Annotated in this window: 14 protein-coding genes and 2 pseudogenes; 8 read left to right on the forward strand and 8 right to left on the reverse strand. The window is 40.4% G+C overall.

From position 1 onward, the window contains the following. Positions 1–92: 92 nt before the first annotated feature. Together LC605_RS24135 and LC605_RS24140 are read right to left on the reverse strand one after the other, a co-directional pair. Positions 93–812, reverse strand: a pseudogene (locus LC605_RS24135) (Tab2/Atab2 family RNA-binding protein); the annotation flags it as partial. Between the two features lie 231 nt (positions 813–1,043). After that, on the reverse strand, positions 1,044–1,238 hold the full coding sequence (locus tag LC605_RS24140; protein WP_229550044.1) for a hypothetical protein: 195 nt from the start codon (positions 1,236–1,238) through the stop codon (positions 1,044–1,046). Positions 1,239–1,517: 279 nt separating this feature from the next. Between LC605_RS24140 and LC605_RS24145 the strand changes: the two genes are divergently transcribed. Further along, entirely contained in the window at positions 1,518–1,850 is a 333-nt protein-coding gene (locus LC605_RS24145) for a DUF433 domain-containing protein (RefSeq protein WP_229550045.1), read from the forward strand. Continuing rightward, a complete protein-coding gene (locus LC605_RS24150; RefSeq protein WP_229550046.1) occupies positions 1,847–2,086 on the forward strand; it encodes a DUF5615 family PIN-like protein in 240 nt (79 codons plus the stop codon). Before LC605_RS24145 ends, LC605_RS24150 begins: the two co-directional genes overlap by 4 nt. 760 nt (positions 2,087–2,846) lie before the next feature. On the opposite strand, the gene LC605_RS24155 is transcribed toward LC605_RS24150, so the two are convergent. Further along, on the reverse strand, positions 2,847–3,494 hold the full coding sequence (locus LC605_RS24155) for an HAD family hydrolase (RefSeq protein WP_229550047.1): 648 nt from the start codon (positions 3,492–3,494) through the stop codon (positions 2,847–2,849). A 412-nt stretch (positions 3,495–3,906) separates the two neighbouring features. After that, on the reverse strand, positions 3,907–5,100 hold the full coding sequence (locus LC605_RS24160) for an NAD(P)/FAD-dependent oxidoreductase (protein ID WP_229550048.1): 1,194 nt from the start codon (positions 5,098–5,100) through the stop codon (positions 3,907–3,909). A gap of 218 nt (positions 5,101–5,318) precedes the next feature. Here LC605_RS24160 and LC605_RS24165 point away from each other — a divergent pair, with 218 nt between their 5' ends. The 5 genes and pseudogenes from LC605_RS24165 to LC605_RS24185 form a co-directional block, all read left to right on the forward strand. Further along, on the forward strand, positions 5,319–5,942 hold the full coding sequence (locus tag LC605_RS24165) for a 4Fe-4S single cluster domain-containing protein (RefSeq protein WP_229550049.1): 624 nt from the start codon (positions 5,319–5,321) through the stop codon (positions 5,940–5,942). Positions 5,943–6,903: 961 nt separating this feature from the next. Beyond that, positions 6,904–7,581 (forward strand): cob(I)yrinic acid a,c-diamide adenosyltransferase, encoded by a 678-nt coding sequence (gene cobO, locus LC605_RS24170; protein ID WP_229550050.1) that lies wholly within the window; start codon positions 6,904–6,906, stop codon positions 7,579–7,581. 129 nt (positions 7,582–7,710) lie between these two features. After that, positions 7,711–8,295, forward strand: a complete 585-nt coding sequence (locus LC605_RS24175; protein ID WP_229550051.1) for an IS607 family transposase — start codon at positions 7,711–7,713, stop codon at positions 8,293–8,295. Positions 8,296–8,437: 142 nt separating this feature from the next. Then, positions 8,438–9,721 (forward strand): transposase, encoded by a 1,284-nt coding sequence (locus LC605_RS24180; protein WP_229550052.1) that lies wholly within the window; start codon positions 8,438–8,440, stop codon positions 9,719–9,721. Between the two features lie 114 nt (positions 9,722–9,835). Further along, positions 9,836–10,006, forward strand: a pseudogene (locus LC605_RS24185) (ISAzo13 family transposase); the annotation flags it as partial. Positions 10,007–10,311: 305 nt separating this feature from the next. On the opposite strand, the gene LC605_RS24190 reads toward LC605_RS24185, so the two are convergent. Beyond that, positions 10,312–11,832 carry a glycosyltransferase family 39 protein gene (locus LC605_RS24190; RefSeq protein ID WP_229550053.1) on the reverse strand — a complete coding sequence of 507 codons (1,521 nt, stop codon included), beginning with the start codon at positions 11,830–11,832 and terminating at the stop codon, positions 10,312–10,314. A gap of 164 nt (positions 11,833–11,996) precedes the next feature. Then, positions 11,997–13,589 carry a glycosyltransferase family 39 protein gene (locus LC605_RS24195; protein WP_229550054.1) on the reverse strand — a complete coding sequence of 531 codons (1,593 nt, stop codon included), beginning with the start codon at positions 13,587–13,589 and terminating at the stop codon, positions 11,997–11,999. Between the two features lie 872 nt (positions 13,590–14,461). On the opposite strand from LC605_RS24195, the gene modA reads away from it, so the two are divergent. Then, positions 14,462–15,256: a molybdate ABC transporter substrate-binding protein gene (gene modA / locus LC605_RS24200; protein WP_229550055.1), complete on the forward strand. Its 795-nt coding sequence runs from the start codon at positions 14,462–14,464 to the stop codon at positions 15,254–15,256. Positions 15,257–15,560: 304 nt separating this feature from the next. Here the strand turns inward: modA and LC605_RS24205 are convergent, their stop codons facing one another. Further along, positions 15,561–16,118, reverse strand: coding sequence for a peroxiredoxin (locus tag LC605_RS24205; protein ID WP_229550056.1), 558 nt, complete (start codon positions 16,116–16,118; stop codon positions 15,561–15,563). Between the two features lie 57 nt (positions 16,119–16,175). Then, entirely contained in the window at positions 16,176–16,418 is a 243-nt protein-coding gene (gene sipA / locus LC605_RS24210) for a regulatory protein SipA (RefSeq protein ID WP_229550057.1), read from the reverse strand. Positions 16,419–16,562 lie beyond the last annotated feature (144 nt).

Consider the following 16,562-nt stretch of genomic DNA (forward strand, 5'->3'; position numbering starts at 1 on the left):
TGAGACATGGCAATGATTTGGGATAATTAACTGCGTCCATCAGCGTTGATCTGTGGTTTCAAATGGCAACTGTAAGGAGACGCTGATGATTTTTTGATATTTGCTACAATCCAGCTTTCAGTTACACCAGTTTCTAAAAGCAATCTTGCCTCTTCACTGGTATCAAATCTCAAGAAAGCCAACTCCAAACCAGACATCCAACCCGCCAAAGGCAAGGCTCTTGGTGAGAAAATCAAAATACCAGGAATACGGGCTTCGGGTGAAACTTGCGCCAACTCTAAAGGGAAAGCTTCACCAAAGCCAATTTCCCACTCTGGCATCTCTGCCAAATCCGTAGCATCTAAAGTCACAAATACCCACTGCTGTCCTTCCAAAGCATCTGGTAAACGTTGCGGCAAAGGTTTCTCTAAGCGGACTGAGGGATTAGTCCCTCCTTGATACCCTGGTTCTTGAGGATACACTTCTTCCATGCGCTGTTCTAACCATTGGTTGAGAACCAAAGTGCGGCGGCTAGGCTGGGCGGGAATACCCAAATCTTGACAGGCTTTAGTAATCATATTGTTCATTTGGCGGCGGAAAAAGCGGGTTTTGATTGGTGCTTTTCCAGCTTGATTAATAGCCTCCTGCAATGCTGTCCGCAACCAGCCCGAATTTACCTGGGTACTGGGACAATATTGAGCATAGCGAAACAAAGAATCTGTTTTTGTACCGATATCCAAGGGGCTTTCGCAGACTAAGACTTCCCAAATTTTTTTCTGATTAGCGTCCAAAATCGGACGGGAGTAGAAATCGATTTCCCAAATACTGCCCATGTTTTGCGGTAAAAATCTGGCTGTTATGTTTTCCTGATATGTTGATCATACGAGGGTTGGGGCAGCATTGGGCATTGGGAATTGGGCATTGAGCATTTGACTGGAGAATTTATTAGGCGATCGCTAGAATAGTCATACTTTTACCCAAATATCCTCCCATTCCGGGAGCGCATTTGCACAAAGTCTGCCACGGGGAATATTTTCGCGGCAGACTTTGCAAAAGTGTGGGACTTAAGTTTGTTGAGGTGAAGAATTAATTCGCTTTTGCAATTCTACTTCAAACTCCTCATCGGTGGTACAAAGCACACTGGGGCGAGAGCGAATAATGTTCAAGTAGTGCTGGAATGCGTCTTCATCTTTAGGATTCCGCCGCACGTAATCGCGTAATTCTTGTTCTGTCAATGATTCATAATTTGGTGTTGTCATTCGATTAGTACCTCTCCACTTGGAAGTATCTCTATTTGTATTGTGTCTCCAACTAGCATGACTATTCGATTAGTGCGAGAGTCGAGGCGAACCAAGTTAATAGGTAACAGTAATGCAGTGACTCTTACTGATCTTTGGTAGAGCGATTTTAACTGCTAGGAGTGTTGGTTCCAATTTCACCTCTATATTGATAATGAAGCTCACGCACTCGCTAACGCAATTCGTCATTATAGAATTCAATTACGAATTAATGTTAAAAGATCCTGGAGAGGTAGATGAATGCAACTAGAAGATTATTTTGAGTTTTTAGACCCAGATGACATCCGTATCAAAGGCCATCGCATTGGTATTGATAATGTGATTCAATATTACTTGCAAGGATATTCACCAGAGCAAATTCTAGAAGAATTACCTTCCCTGAATTTGGAGAAAATTTACGCTACGCTTACCTACTATCTGCATAATCGTGTTGAAATAGATGCTTATATGTTGCGGCTAGCAAAGTGGCGAGAACAGCGCTATCAAAAATCATTAGCTAATCCTTCACCTTTGATGCAACGTTTAAGAGCATTAAAGGCCCAACGTGATCAGGAGTTGCTAAACTCTCGGTGAAGGTACGTTTTCTCCTTGATGAAAACTTGTCGCCCAAGCTGAAGACATCTGTTTTGCGCCTCAATCCAGCAATAGATATTCTGCGCGTAGGCGATTCCGAAGCACCGCTATTAGGTACGCTTGATCCAGATATCCTGCGCTACCTGGAATTATCTCAACGAATGTTGATTACAGACAACCGCAAAAGTATGCCCGAACATCTGGAAGAACACTGGGGAGATGGAGGACATATCTAGGGACTAGTTTGGTTGCGTTCCAGTGGGAACCTCAGTATTTGGGCAGAAACAATTTATTTGATTTGGGAAGCGAATGAGGCAGAAGAGTGGATTGATAGACTGGATTGGATTCCACTTTAAAAATTTGGCGTTGCTGAATCGAATTTAGAAATCAACTTTCGCTAAGTGGAATCATTGAGTCAAGAATTCCACGGCGATGAAAACATCTCTTTTGCTCGTTTTCATAGCCGTGGGAGTGTTAAAGTATTTCCCTCATTTACAGCAGTTTTCATGTATTTGAACCACAAATAGACCTCACTTCCATTCCTCTCTCCTCGTAGGAGAGAGGCTTTGATTTTCTCCCCTGACAGCAACAAAAGTTTTTCCGCTTCCCTCTCCTTGTAGGAGAGGGTTAGGGAGAGGTAGGGAAGGGGCTGGGGGTTAGGTCTCATAATTGTGGTTCATTTACCTGAAAATCGCTGTAAGTAAGTCGGCAAGAATAAACCAAACTATATTATGAAACGTAAATACACCTTAAACCCTTATAAATCAATACGCTTGGGTTAAGGCTAAAATTCTTTGCCAAAGTCAATTTTTTTTACGAACCGCCTTGGCGTTAGCGTCTCCCCTTCTCCCAAAGGGAGAGGCTAGCGCCAAGGGAGAAGGACGCCAAGGACGCAAAGAGAAGAAAGAAATGCTTAACTGAACCGTATTGCCTTATAAATGACTAAGGACAAATGACAAATGACAGCCTTAGCTAGTTAGCTTTATTTGCGTCGCTCTACTTACCACGGTTGATCCAAACGCCTCTGAGTCCAGCTGCTTTAGCTCCGTGGTAGTCTTCTACAATGCTATCGCCAATATGCCATGCTGCCTCTGGCGAGCATTTATGTTTGTCTAAAGCAATGGCAAAAATTTGAGGATCGGGTTTAGCTGCACGTACCTGGGTAGAAATAGTGACGGAGGTAAAAAACTCTCTTAATCCTAAACTTTGCAATACTGAGTAAACCCGAGAATCGAAATTGGACAACACCCCCAAGGTAACTCCCAACCGCCGCCAGTTAACTAAAGCTGGTAACACATCAGGATAGACAAACCACGGTTCACCAGTGCCAAAGTGGATGTAAAGTTCGCTAAAAAAAGCCGAAAAGTCAGAAAATTCCTTGAGAACACCTGCACCTTCAAAAGTGTTCAGGGCAATTATCCGCCACCAATCAAACTCGCGCTGGGGAATATCTTGCAGTTCTGCATCTGGAAATATCGGCGGCGGCGCTGCTTTAAAGCTTTGGATGAAGGTTGTGTTTAATGTTTCGGCTGAAACCGTAACGCCAAATTCCTGGGCTATCTGACTATAAACTTTACCCACACTGCCTTTAACATCGAAAAGTGTGCCCACAGCATCTAAAAAAATAACTTTCGGTTGTTGCATCAAAGTTTGGACATTTGAAATTGGGACTGGGGACTGGGGAACTAACTAATAACAAAGGACTAAGTACAATATTTCATAAATTCATAGCGAATTCTCTTTGCGTTCCTACCCTACGGGAAGGCGAAGCGCCTATGCGCTTCCCTTTGCGCCCCTACCCTGCGGTTCGGCGAACGCGAGTGCGTCTGGTAGAGTTGCGCCTATGCGTTTAAATTTCAACCCTCAATTCACCACGATTTTACGCTGCATCTGTACTAAGTTTATTGTTTATTCTCTACCAACTTAAGTAAGCGGATGAAAATAAATTAAACTATGTAACGAAACGTAAATAGACTTAAAACCTTTACCAATGACAAATGACTAAGGACAAATGACAGCCATCACCAGTTATCTTTAATTGCGCCGACCTACTTACTTACCGAGAAAGTGTTTCTACGATAGGACGGACTAACCAATTAAAACCAACTTTGAGTTGATGGTCTAAAGTTGGCAACCTATATAAATAGGCAACACGTCGGGCTACGTATGCCAAAGGCCCATCTAATTTAATTCCCAAACCAGTGAGAGTGGCGTTGTCTATTCCTAATGCCATCATTTCTCCTAACTGTTGATAGTGGAAGGGAAGGAGGGGGCGATTAGTCAGAGTTGCCCAAATATTCCAAGCAGTATAATCAGCTTGTTGAAAAGCAGCTTGTGCAGTAGCAGGGACTTGTTGTCCTTCAGCATCATGACAGTCTGCTAAATCCCCCAAGGCAAAGATTTCTGGATGATCAAGGACTTGTAGATTAGATGTAGTGGTAATTTGACCACGCTCGTTTTGCTTGAGAGAAAGGGATTTCACTACGGGCGCAACTCTAGTTCCCACAGTCCAAATTACCAAATCTACCGGAATTGTGTCTAACTGGTTTTTGTACTCTAGGGAAATGGTATTTTGCTCTATTGATTCCACTTTGGTTTCTAAATCAAGAAACACGCCACGCGCTTCTATTGCTTTCTTTGCTGCTTCGCGGTTAAACTCTGGGGAAGTTCGCAAAATTTGGTCAGCGATTTCAACGATCCGAAAGCGTCCTCTTTCACCTAGTCTGTCGGCTAACTTGCAGGCTAACTCTACGCCACTGTAACCACCCCCGACGATCGCCACCCGAATTTTATCAGCATCCGATTCTTCTAAAAATCGCAGACGTTCTTCCAAACGATAGGCATCCGAGATTGTACGGAATGGGTAAGCGTAAGATGTTGCACCTGACACTAAATCTAGTGGTGTCTCACCTCCTAGGGCCAGTACTAAGCGATCGTAAGGGATTTCCGGGCCTTGGTGTAAGTTTACCCGTTGCTGGTCGATGTCAATTCCAGACACAACCCCTTGATAAAAACGCACCCCAGTACCTTGTAAAATTTCTTCAAAAGGTGGGGCAATTTCCCACGTTTGCAGTTCGCCAGTGAGTAATTCGTAAAGTAAAGGAGAAAATAGGAAGCGATCGCTTTGATCTACCAGAACAATTTCAGGTTTTTGCGTAGATTCCCAAGGTAATTGGCTTAAACGCAGGGCTGTGTATAGACCACCAAAGCCTCCGCCAAGGATACAAATTCTAGAAGTTTGTTGAGTCATCTATTTTATCTATCTATGAGACAGTCAATACTAGTTGGGCAACTAACTTCACTCTAACAATTTATCTGTTGGTGAATTTTTATCAATATTTTTTACATTAATTAACCTAGTCTGGTTTATTCTCACCGACTTACTTATATGACCATTGGCACGGTTATATAACTAGAGACTCGCTATAGTTAACAGTTAACAGGCAACGACTATAAGGAGTTAAAGAGATGGAAATTAAGCCAACTGACCCATCGTTAGCACTCATGGAAATTCCCCCTGGCTATCTCAATATTATGGGTTACGTTGATCACTCAGAAGTTAACGGCCCTGGTTGTCGTGCAGTCGTCTGGGTACAAGGTTGTCTTCGTGAGTGTCCTGGCTGCTTTAATCCTGACTCCTGGTCATTTGAGGCTAACCAATTGATTGCTGTTGATACCCTTGCCAAAAATATCCTCAGCAATCCTCGCAATCAGGGTGTAACATTTTCTGGTGGAGAACCGTTTTGGCAAGCAACTGCACTAGCATCTTTAGCCCGGAAGGTAAAAGCTGCTGGGTTAAATGTAATGTCTTTTACTGGGTTCACTCTTAAGCAGCTAGAGTCACCATCCGCGCCACCAGGTTCTCAAGCATTGTTAGAACAACTTGATATCCTGATTGACGGGCCTTTTGTGCAATCTCTGGCAATTAATTCTCCCAACTCTCCAGTTTCTTCTAGCAATCAACGGGTTCGAGTGTTAAACCCAGCTTTCCAAGACCAGATTACTTGGGCCAGTGACCAGATTGAAGTTCATGTTCTCAAAGATGGTAGCCGGATTGTTACTGGTTATCAAGGTGGGCTGGAGTTGACTTAAATTTTCCCGTCATTACGAAATCTCTCATCTTTCCAAAAGTGCGTAACTTTTACGCCAACCGCAGATAAGGACACTTTGTAAAAACCCAGATGCCTTTAGCTCGGCATCTGGGTTATGAGTCAATACACTTGGGTTAAGCATTTCTTTCTTCTCTTTACGTCCAACTCTTACGAGACGCACTCGCGTTTGCGGTAGCCTGCGGCAAGCCGAAGCGTCTACGTTAAAAAAACTGACTCCCCTATTTCTAGTTAGTATGATCAAGCAACACAAATTGTAAAAAGTTGACACTCTCCGACCTAAAGGTACGGAGATTCTTAAGAGATTACGCTCTTAATATCCTGATTTCTCAGGTTCCCAGGCTGACCACGTTTGCCCTACAGGGCGTAGTCATATCTCCTCAAGAGTTTTTTGGGCGTAGACTTTCCCCCAGTCCGGGGGTAGGTTTTTAAATCTTGTACTGATTTGAGTATTTTACCATGTTCATCAACAAAATTGACTTAAGCCTAAAGGCTTGTGACTTGCTTTCATCCCGTGCCTGAAGTATGAAGTTCGGACACTTGCGTGTCCTGCTTCTCACGGGTTTTCAGCATTTCCCTTATAAATGCACAACTCTTGATATCAGACATCATACCTCTGCCATTTCAACCAATCCCTTGGTTGGTAGTCTAACTGATGACTGTACCAAAGGGGATAGTGACAAATTTTTACTAGGAAAGTGCTTGAATGAACATATTAAATTATTTAAAATAGTAATAGTAAACTCAAATTATAATTTCAACTTGTATATCATATATATTTCCATGCTTGTCTGCAAATCATGTTAATAAAGCTAAGACACTATTAATATTTCACATGAAAACTTACTCGACATTTCCAATCAAGTGATTGAAGTAAAATTGAATAATTAAGACGATTTTGGTTCATTATCAACACTTTTAACTGTTATTTGTATACAAGCTTGATGAAAAACGACACACCACAAGAATTGAACCTAGACCAAGAGATTGGGCGCTTGATTGATGAGGTAATGTCTTCATCTCTGAGTGATGAACAGTACCGCAAAAAGATGCAGCGACGGAAAGAAGTGCAAGACAAGCGCATAGCAGAAGCTGTACCGGAAAAAGGATTAATTATTGTAAATACTGGTAACGGTAAGGGTAAAACCACTGCGGCTTTGGGGATGGTGTTGCGATCGCTCGGTCACGGGTATAAAGTAGCGATCGTCCAATTCATCAAAGGTAGCTGGGAACCTTCCGAGAAAAGGGTTTTTAGTTCTTGGGAAGACCAGATAGAATTTCACGCAATGGGCGAAGGCTTCACCTGGGAAACTCAAGATCGCGATCGCGATCTGGACAAAGCCAGCGCCGCATGGGAAAAATCATTAGAATATATCCGGAACCCAGACTTTCATCTGGTGTTGTTAGACGAAATCAATATCGCCCTCAAAATGGGTTATTTACCAGTAGAGGACGTTTTAGCAGGTTTAGCCGAAAAACCAGCTAACAAACACGTTATTCTCACAGGTAGAGGCGCACCACCAGCTTTAATTGAGTGTGCTGACTTAGTAACGGAAATGACCTTAGTTAAGCACCCTTTCCGCGATCAAGGTGTAAAAGCGCAACCTGGAATTGAGTATTAGTAGGTCGGCGCAATTAAAGCTAACTGGCTAAGGGGTTGTTAAGAAATAACTTCACACTTTTAGGTATTAGAAAACTTTCAAGAAAATATAGTCTAGCATAGTCAGATATAGTCTAAAAGTCGAAGAGTAATGAAATTGTCTGATTATGCTAAAACCTTGGGGATTTCGTACCTTACTGCTTGGCGACACTACAAGGCAGGTAAAATACCATATCCAACAGAGCAACTTCCCACAGGTACGGTAATTGTTGATTACGACCCAAAAAAAACATCAGGGGGTGTTGTTAGGGTTGCAATTTATGCCAGGGTATCAAGTGCTGAAAATAGAGATAACTTAGATAGGCAAGCCGAGAGGTTAAATCAATATGCAATTGCCAAAGGATATCAGATTGTCTATATCGTCAAAGAAATAGGGAGCGGTCTAAATGACAATCGCAAGAAACTAGAGAGGCTTTTACTTAAAGATGATTATGATATCTTGCTAGTCGAACATAAAGATAGATTAGGGAGATTTGGTACACATTACATAGATATTTTACTTAGAAGACTAGGAGTAAATCTAGAGATTGTTAATTTAGCCGACAATGGACGTGATGAATTGATGCAAGATTTAGTGGCGATAATTACCAGCTTTGCAGCGCGATTGTATGGTCAGCGCAGGGCAAAACGTAAAACAGAAAAAATTGTAGAAGCCTTAAATTCTCCGGGAGATTAATTAAGTTTTATAGTCAAGCATATTTTAATATATCGGTTAGTGATATACTAATTTCATTGTCAAAGTTGATCAATACTTACAATGTCGCGGTTTCTGAGCGTAGCCGTTGGCGTAGCCTCTCGTAGAGAAGGGCAGTATAAATATGCGTCAAGTAGAAAAGCACATAATCAAAGAAGGACACAACTGGTTTGATTACTGTAGTGACATTACTACTATTTCCCGGCAGCTTTACAACACTGCTCAATTCACCCAACGTCAGGGATTTTTCTATGGGTGGGAAACTCAAACCCAAGCCAGGTTAGATACTTTATTTAAACAAAACGAGAACTACAAAGCCTTACCTGCAAAAGTAGCCCAACTGGTATTAAAGCAGAATGCAGATGCCTGGATTGCTTACTACAAGGCATTGGCAGCTTACAAACTTGATTCAAGTAAATTCACAGGTAGACCAAAACCACCTAATTATGTTGATGATAAAAACCTAGTTAAATTCAATAATCAAGCAATTGGTAAAAGAGAATTTGGCAAGGGTTGCATTGTTCCATCAATGTCACCAATCAGGATTCCCGTAAAACCCGGACTAAAGTTTGATGACTTATGTGAAGTACGAATTATTCCAAAAACTGGATGTTTTGTTATCGAAGTAGTTTATGAAATTCTTCAAACAAGTGAGTTCTTTTGCAGCTTGAATCCTCAGTTAAATGCGGCAATAGACATTGGCTTAGATAATCTAGCAACGATTGTTTTCAACGACCTAACCATACAACCAATTATTGTAAATGGAAAGCCATTAAAATCAGTAAACCAATTTTACAATCAGCAAATTGCTAAGTTTCGAGGGTTTCTACCTAATGGCAAAGGCAAGTCGAGGCGAATTGCAAACATTGTTCGTAATCGGAATTATTTTGTAGATTCATATTTGCATCAGTCCACATTTAGGATTGTGGATGAATTTCTATCTTTTGGTGTTACTCACGTATCAATCGGGAAAAACGAACAATGGAAAACACATCTTAATTTAGGGAAACGCACAAATCAGAACTTTACTCAAATACCACACGCTAAATTTATCGAGATGCTGACTTATAAATTAGAACGAGTCGGCATCACCGTAAGCAAAGGAGAGGAATCTTACACTAGCAAGAGTTCTTTTATTGATTGGGACATTATCCCAACTTATGACCCTAACAATAAGGTAAAGCACATCTTCTCAGGAAGACGTGTCGAACGTGCGTGGTATATCAGTAAAAATGGTTTGAAGATTCATGCCGACGTGAACGCCTCGTTTAATATCGGCAGAAAAAGTAATCCTGAAGGGTTTGATTGTCTCAAATCTATTTTAAGGGATAGGGGGTGTCTGGTAGTACATCCAAGGCGGATAACTCCACTATTTAAGCGTGTCCATGCTGAAGGTAGAGTTGCTTAAAGCTAGATTGCAGATGTCTGACTATATTTGACTATGCAATTTGGAACTATGGATAATTACTATGCAACTGGAAAAAGCGACTGCAAGAGTCTTTGTCTGACCGCTTTGGCATCATCGGTGATGGTGTGTCACTGCCCCCCTGGTGCCTCAAAGTGGAATCCGATTGAGCATCGATTATTTAGCTTCATCTCTCTCAACTGGGCTGCTGTGCCCCTACGATCGCTACAACGAATGTTGTCTTTGATTCGAGGGACGACAACTGATACTGGACTTAAGGTTAAAGCCACCTCAATACTGCTCGGTTAAGCCTCTTTTGGGCATTAGAGACAACGAGATTTCAAGGGTTTCAGCCTACTTTCCTTCCTTAACCGAGCAGTATTGAAAGCCACCTTACTCAAGGAGGATTACCCAACCGACGCTACGCCAACATCACAAACCTTTAATTATTTACGCCGCTCTACTTAAGTAAGTCAGTGAAAAGAAATCAAACTATGTGACAAAACGTAAATAGGCTTAAAACCCTTACCAATGACGAATGACTAAGGACAAATGACAGCCATCACCAGTCATCTTTAATTACGCCGCTCTGCTTAAGTGGATTTTGTAACTTTCCAGAGAAGCTCGTTTATCTGCTGTAACTTAGAGTTATAAACTTTCTCAACTCCAGCTTTTAAGAAATCAGAAGGCATGAACAAGAATATGTCACTAAAGCCATTAGTAATCTTTGGTAATTGATTTTTATCTACAAGTTGAAACTCGACATTTTGATCAACTAAATGGCCAATTACTTGGATATTAGTTGTGTAAGCATCACTGATCAAAAGTGGTTTATCAGCTTCGGTAATTATCTGAGCGACTTGGGGATATTCTTGGTTTAACTCAGGCATTTTGTTCCACCACATCTGGGCTTGAGAACTGAGCATAGAGGATATAAGTCCGCTCATAATTACCAAGAATATTACAAGTGACCAAAGCTTTGCTTTCCAAATCTTACTGGAAATAGATGTGATTTTAATGGTAAACAGGTAAGCAACCGCTAACTCTAAACCTAAAATAGATGGAAGTAAGTATCTAGTAGTCCCATATCGCTTTTGAAAGATAAAATCCAACATCATTAAAGGAAGACCTACAGACCCAATCAAGGTTAAAACAAATAGCCAAACTTCTTTAGGAGTTCTTCGACAGAGAACATAAATTGAGTAGATAATTAGAATTAAAACCATTAAAATACAAGGAATTAATGCAATCTTAACTTCCCCTGAGTCACTAGGGCTAATACCTAAATCAATAAACGCACGGCTAATAATCCCAGCCCACCTTGTCGTTGACTCAAATAATGTTTGTTTAGTATTTGTCCAATTTACTCCTTCAGGAGTTGGGTTGATAATAATAATCCAAATCCAAGGGACGAAAGTCATAAACCCTGCAATCGATGATAGCAGGTAAGATACCGATGTTTTACTTAATTTGAAACGTTCGATTGTAACTACATAAATTCCCTGTGCCAGAGCGACAAAGCTAAAAAATAATTGACTGTAAAATCCTAGTGATAATGTTGCTGCATAAATGAACCAATTAACATTTGTTTGAAGACGCATAGCTCGCAGCAGTGATGCGCTAGATAGTAAAATAGCCACTATCCATAAACTGTAAGCTCGTGCTTCTTGTGCATACAGAACATGAACAGGTGAAACAGCTACCAACGCCATAGCTATCCACCCTATTAGTGAAGACTTAAATAACTCTTGGCATAGCCAATAAAGACAAGGAAAGGTCAGCAAACTAATGAAGGCTGAAAAACTTCTGGTTACTGCTACAGAATTGCCAAACCAGTCTACCCAAAACCTGACTATGACAAAATATAGCGGTACAACCTGAGATTCTTCTAATGCCAACCCTTTAATTGTATCAATTGTGGTTTTTTCCGAATTAGGAAATTGGTATTTCCGCAAATCTTCTATACTGATTAAACGACCATTCCGTAACTGCTCATCCATTTCTGAACGCATATACCCAGAGATGCGTAGTGATGAGTAAACCTCATCAGCCCAATATACTTTTTTGTCCAGATTGACGAAGCGAAAAAACACACCTATTACTAATAAAATCATGATTGAAAAACGTAGCCAATATTTAGAAATAAGCCACTTCTTTAAGAATTGCTTTCTCATGCGGTTTTTAATTACCTCAAAACCTTAACAAAGTATGATAAACACCGACTAAAAAAGCTTCAGCTTTTTTAATTTTTTGCAGAAGATTTAAAATTGAAATATGATTAAAATATTTGGGTTGAATTTGTTAGTTTCCAAAGAAGGTCGTTTATCTTCTGTAATCTTGAGTGATAAATTTCCCCAATCTTACTTTTTAATAAGTCAGAGGAATCGAACAAGAATATATCACTAAAGCCATTAGTAATCTCTGGTAAATGATTTACATCTACCAGTTGAAATTGCACTTTTGGATCAACTAAGTGACCAAGCATTTGTATTGATGGGATTATACTAGAATCACTAATTAAAAGTGGCTTATTACTTTGACTAATAATGTGAGCAATTTTTGGATATTGCTGGTATTGTGCAGGGAATTTGTTCCACCAAATCTCAGCTTGAGAGTTGAGCATACAAGATATAACTCCTGCCATAATTACCATAAACACTACAAGTGACCAGAGCTTTTTTTGCCCAACTGTACTAGAAATAGACGTGAGCTTAGTAGTAAATAGGTAAGCAACAGCTAACTGTATGCCTAAAATTGAGGGAAGTGTATATCGACTAGTACCGTATCGCTTTTGAAAGACGAAATCCACTAACAGCAGGGGAAGTGCTACAGACCCAATTAAGGTTAAGACAAATAACCAAACTTTTTTAGAGGTTCTTCGACAGAGAACATAAATTGAGTAGCTGATTAGAGCTAAGATAATTAAAATAAAAGGAATTAAGGCAATCTTATGTTCTTCCGAGTCGCTAGGGCTAATACCTAAATCAAGAAACCCACGACTAAAGATACCAGCCCACCTTGTTATTGACTCAAATAATGTTTGTTTAGGATTCGCCCAAGCTACTGCTTCTGGCTGGAGGTTGGTAATAATAATCCAAATCCAAGGCACAAAAGTTATAAACCCCGCAAGCGATGATAACAGGTAAGATATCGATGTTTTACTCAATCGGAAGCGTTCGATTATAACTACATAAATTCCTTGTGCAAAAGCAACCAGGGCAAAAAATAGATGAGTATAAAATCCTAGTGATAATGTTGCAGCATAAATGCACCAACTAACTTTTGTTTTAAGGCGCATGGCTCGCAGCAGTGCTGCGCTCGATAGTAAAATGGTTACTATACCTAAACTGTATGCTCGTGCTTCTTGCGCATACACGAGATGAATAGGTGAAACGGCTACCAAAGCGATCGCTACCCATCCGATTAGTGAAGACTTAAATAATTCTTGACATAGCCAATAAATACAAGGAAAAGTCAGCAAACTAATAAATGCTGAAAAACTTCTTGTCACTGCTACAGAATTGCCAAACCATTCTACCCAAAACCGGGTCATCAAAATGTATAGCGGCAAAATCTGTGAGTCTTCTAAAATAATCCCTTTAATTGTATCAATTGTGTTTTTTTGCCCATTAGGGAACTGGTATTTCTGCAAATCTTCTATGCTGGTCAAACGACCATTTATTAACTGCTCATTCATTTCTGACTGCATATAGCCAGATATGCGTAATGAGGAGAAAACTTCATCACCCCAATAAAGTTTTTTGTCAAGATTGACAAACCGAAAAAATACCCCTGTTACTAATATAATGATGATTAAAAACCGCAACCCAGATTTAGAAATACTCCACTTCTGTAAGAATTGCTTTTTCATGTAGTTTTCAATCTCCTCAAAGCTTTAATAACCGGTGTTGAAATTTTATTATCGCCAGAATCGATTATTAGCCATGACTTAGGCAAAAATTGCTAAAAAGTTTAATTTATCTAACTACTAAGACGCCTTCGCGCAGCGTCTCGCAGAGAAGAGTGGCGACAACTCGTAGAGTGTGCCTAAGTCCTAATTAACATACATTTTTGTTGCCATGCAGACGCTAGAGTTACTGCAAGAGGCTGCAACTCTATAATTCTGAGAAACTAATCAAGATCAAATTGTTTATAAATATTTGACCTAAAAATATTTTACGTTCCCAGAAGAATTTTTAAGCATTTTGCGGCTTTTGTCAATAGAATCCCCTAGTAAACGAAAATTTTTTTAAGAAAGTATAAATTAATCAAAACATAAAATGCTTCTGTTATAAATAAAAAAAAATTATAAAAAAACACTATAAATACGCATTCAAGTAGCGAAAAACACAAAAATGCTACTTATGAAATCGTCGCAACTTCCTACTAAAAGGTACTTGCAACGAAAATTTAATGCTTGCTGTGTGTCCATTGAATTACTACAAATTAGGGACTTCCAGTTAAAAAATATCCCATCATCGGGGCGTAAGCAATACGGTTCGATTGAGATATCTTCACCTCTCAAATAACCTTCTTTTAAGAGTGTATAAGAGGGTTATTAGCAAGCCTTTTTAAGGTGAGGTTGAGGGTTCTTCAAAAGATTAAAACGTTAACCGAACCGTATTGCCACCCTTGTTCTTTTCTAGGCAGAGTTTTACCGACATAATTGGTTATATGTTGGTATAGATGGTACGATTTTATCTAGCATCAGTTTTCGGAAAAAACCTATATTGCAGCTTTTCTATGAAAAGAAGACAAATTATTGGCTTTCTAGGTATAGCAGTTGCAGGCTTGCTCCTGGCAATTGGTTTACCGTTGGTGATTCCTTCTCTTGTAATCGCACAATCAAACACCAGCATACTCGTGTCCGCAGCCGCCAGTTTAAAGGAGGCGCTGGAAGAAATTAAGCCTTTATACCAACAAAGTAAATCAAATATCAATATTAGTTATAATTTTGGCGCTTCTGGTGCTTTGCAGCAACAGATTGAGCAAGGTGCGCCAGCAGATATCTTTATTTCTGCTGGCAAAAAGCAAGTGGATGCCTTGGAAGAAAAAGGACTATTGCTACCAGGTAGCCGTACTAACCTGGCAAATAACCGTTTAGTCTTGATTGTGGCTCAGGATGTTGTTGGCATCACTAGTTTCTCCAATTTAACAGACAGCAAGATTAAGAAAATTGCGATCGCGGAACCCAGAAGTGTACCCGCCGGTGAATATGGGGAGCAAGTCTTAAAGAAATTGCAACTTTATGATCAGGTCAAGTCAAAATTGGTCTTTGCTAACAACGTGCGTCAAGTTTTGGCAGCAGTAGAAAGTGGTAACGCCGAAGCGGGTTTAGTTTATGCCACTGATGCCAAAATTTCCAACAAGGTAAAAGTCGTAGTTGCTGCTGATAAGAAGTTTCATTCACCCATTGTCTATCCGGTAGCAATAATTAAAAGCAGTAAAAATACTTCTGCTGCCAAGGAATTTGTGCAGTTTCTATCTGGCAGTCAAGCCAAAACTGTACTCAAAAAATATGGGTTTATTGTGCGTTAAAAAAAACAAGGGGCTTAAGCCCCTTGTCTGATTAATTTAGGACTTACGCAAAAACTCTCTGAAACCCTTGTTCCTTTGCGTCCTTCTCCCAGGGGGAGACGCTAACGCGAATGCTGACTTTTCAGGTTATGTGGAAAAGTCTACCAAAAACCTAACCCCCTTCCCGATGCGGGAAGGGGGAAATTCAAAGTCTCTCTCCTTTTAGGAGAGAGATTTAGAGAGAGGTTTTCCAGATGACCTGAATTGTCAGAACGCGTTTGCGGTTCGTTTTTTCATGATTTTGCGTAAGTCCTGTAATTGAGGTTTAAGAAGCTGTGGACTGTAATTTTTCTAGTCGTGCCAGTACTTCTGAACTATGAATGGTTGGGTTGACTTTGACAAAAGTCTCGCGCAAGACGCCTTGAGGATCGATGATAAAACTGTGGCGCATAGATAAAAAGCCGAGCCACGAACCGTAAGCTTTACTGACTGAACCATCAGTGTCAGCCAACAAAGGGAATTTTAGTCCCTCTGAATCACAAAATTTGGCGTGAGAATCAATGTCATCAGCACTAACGCCAATAATTTGAGCGTTTTTTTCGAGGTATTGGGGTAAATCTTGCTGAAAACGACGAGCCTCGATAGTACAACCAGAGGTGAAATCTTTGGGGTAAAAATAGAGGACTAGCCATTTACCGCGAAAGTCAGAGAGGGATATTTTGCCATCACCTGTGTTGGTTGGTAAAGTAAACTCTGGTGCGGGTTGATTAATTGCAGGAAGTTTACCACCAAGAGCATCAGCAGCAGGGGTAAAATTCAGCCAGCTGATGACAGACATACAGCTGGCAAATAATATGCTTAAAAAAGTGCGGCGGGAAATCATGGTGCAAACCAGAATCACAACTTTACACAAGTTTACAATTCTTGGTTGCGAGAAATCTCACTCTAAGTGAGATTCGGGAAGGGTATCTGTGCTTTCGATGTATTGACTATCTAGAAGAAAGGCTCCCTTAGGGAAGCGAATACCCCAATATCCACCGGGACGGCGGTCAATGACTATACCTTCTTCGCCAATGTGAATTACGTTGGGGGGGCGCAGCATAGGCATAGGTTCAGCAGTTTTCACGTAGGCTGGTAGCGCCACGACACGGACTTTACTACCAATTGCGAATTCTTTGGACATTTTAATCAAGCTGGGAGTTTTGAACAGAAATGTTCTCCCGCAGTCCCCACCTAAAAATACTTGGAAATGTTTACATTTTAGGTGGGGTTAGGGAGAACCAAAATAAAAGTGAATCTTGATTGTAGTAGAATAACACTGGTACGG

The sequence above is a fragment of the Nostoc sp. CHAB 5836 genome, from assembly GCF_020829445.1.
In the GTDB taxonomy this organism is placed as follows: domain Bacteria; phylum Cyanobacteriota; class Cyanobacteriia; order Cyanobacteriales; family Nostocaceae; genus Nostoc.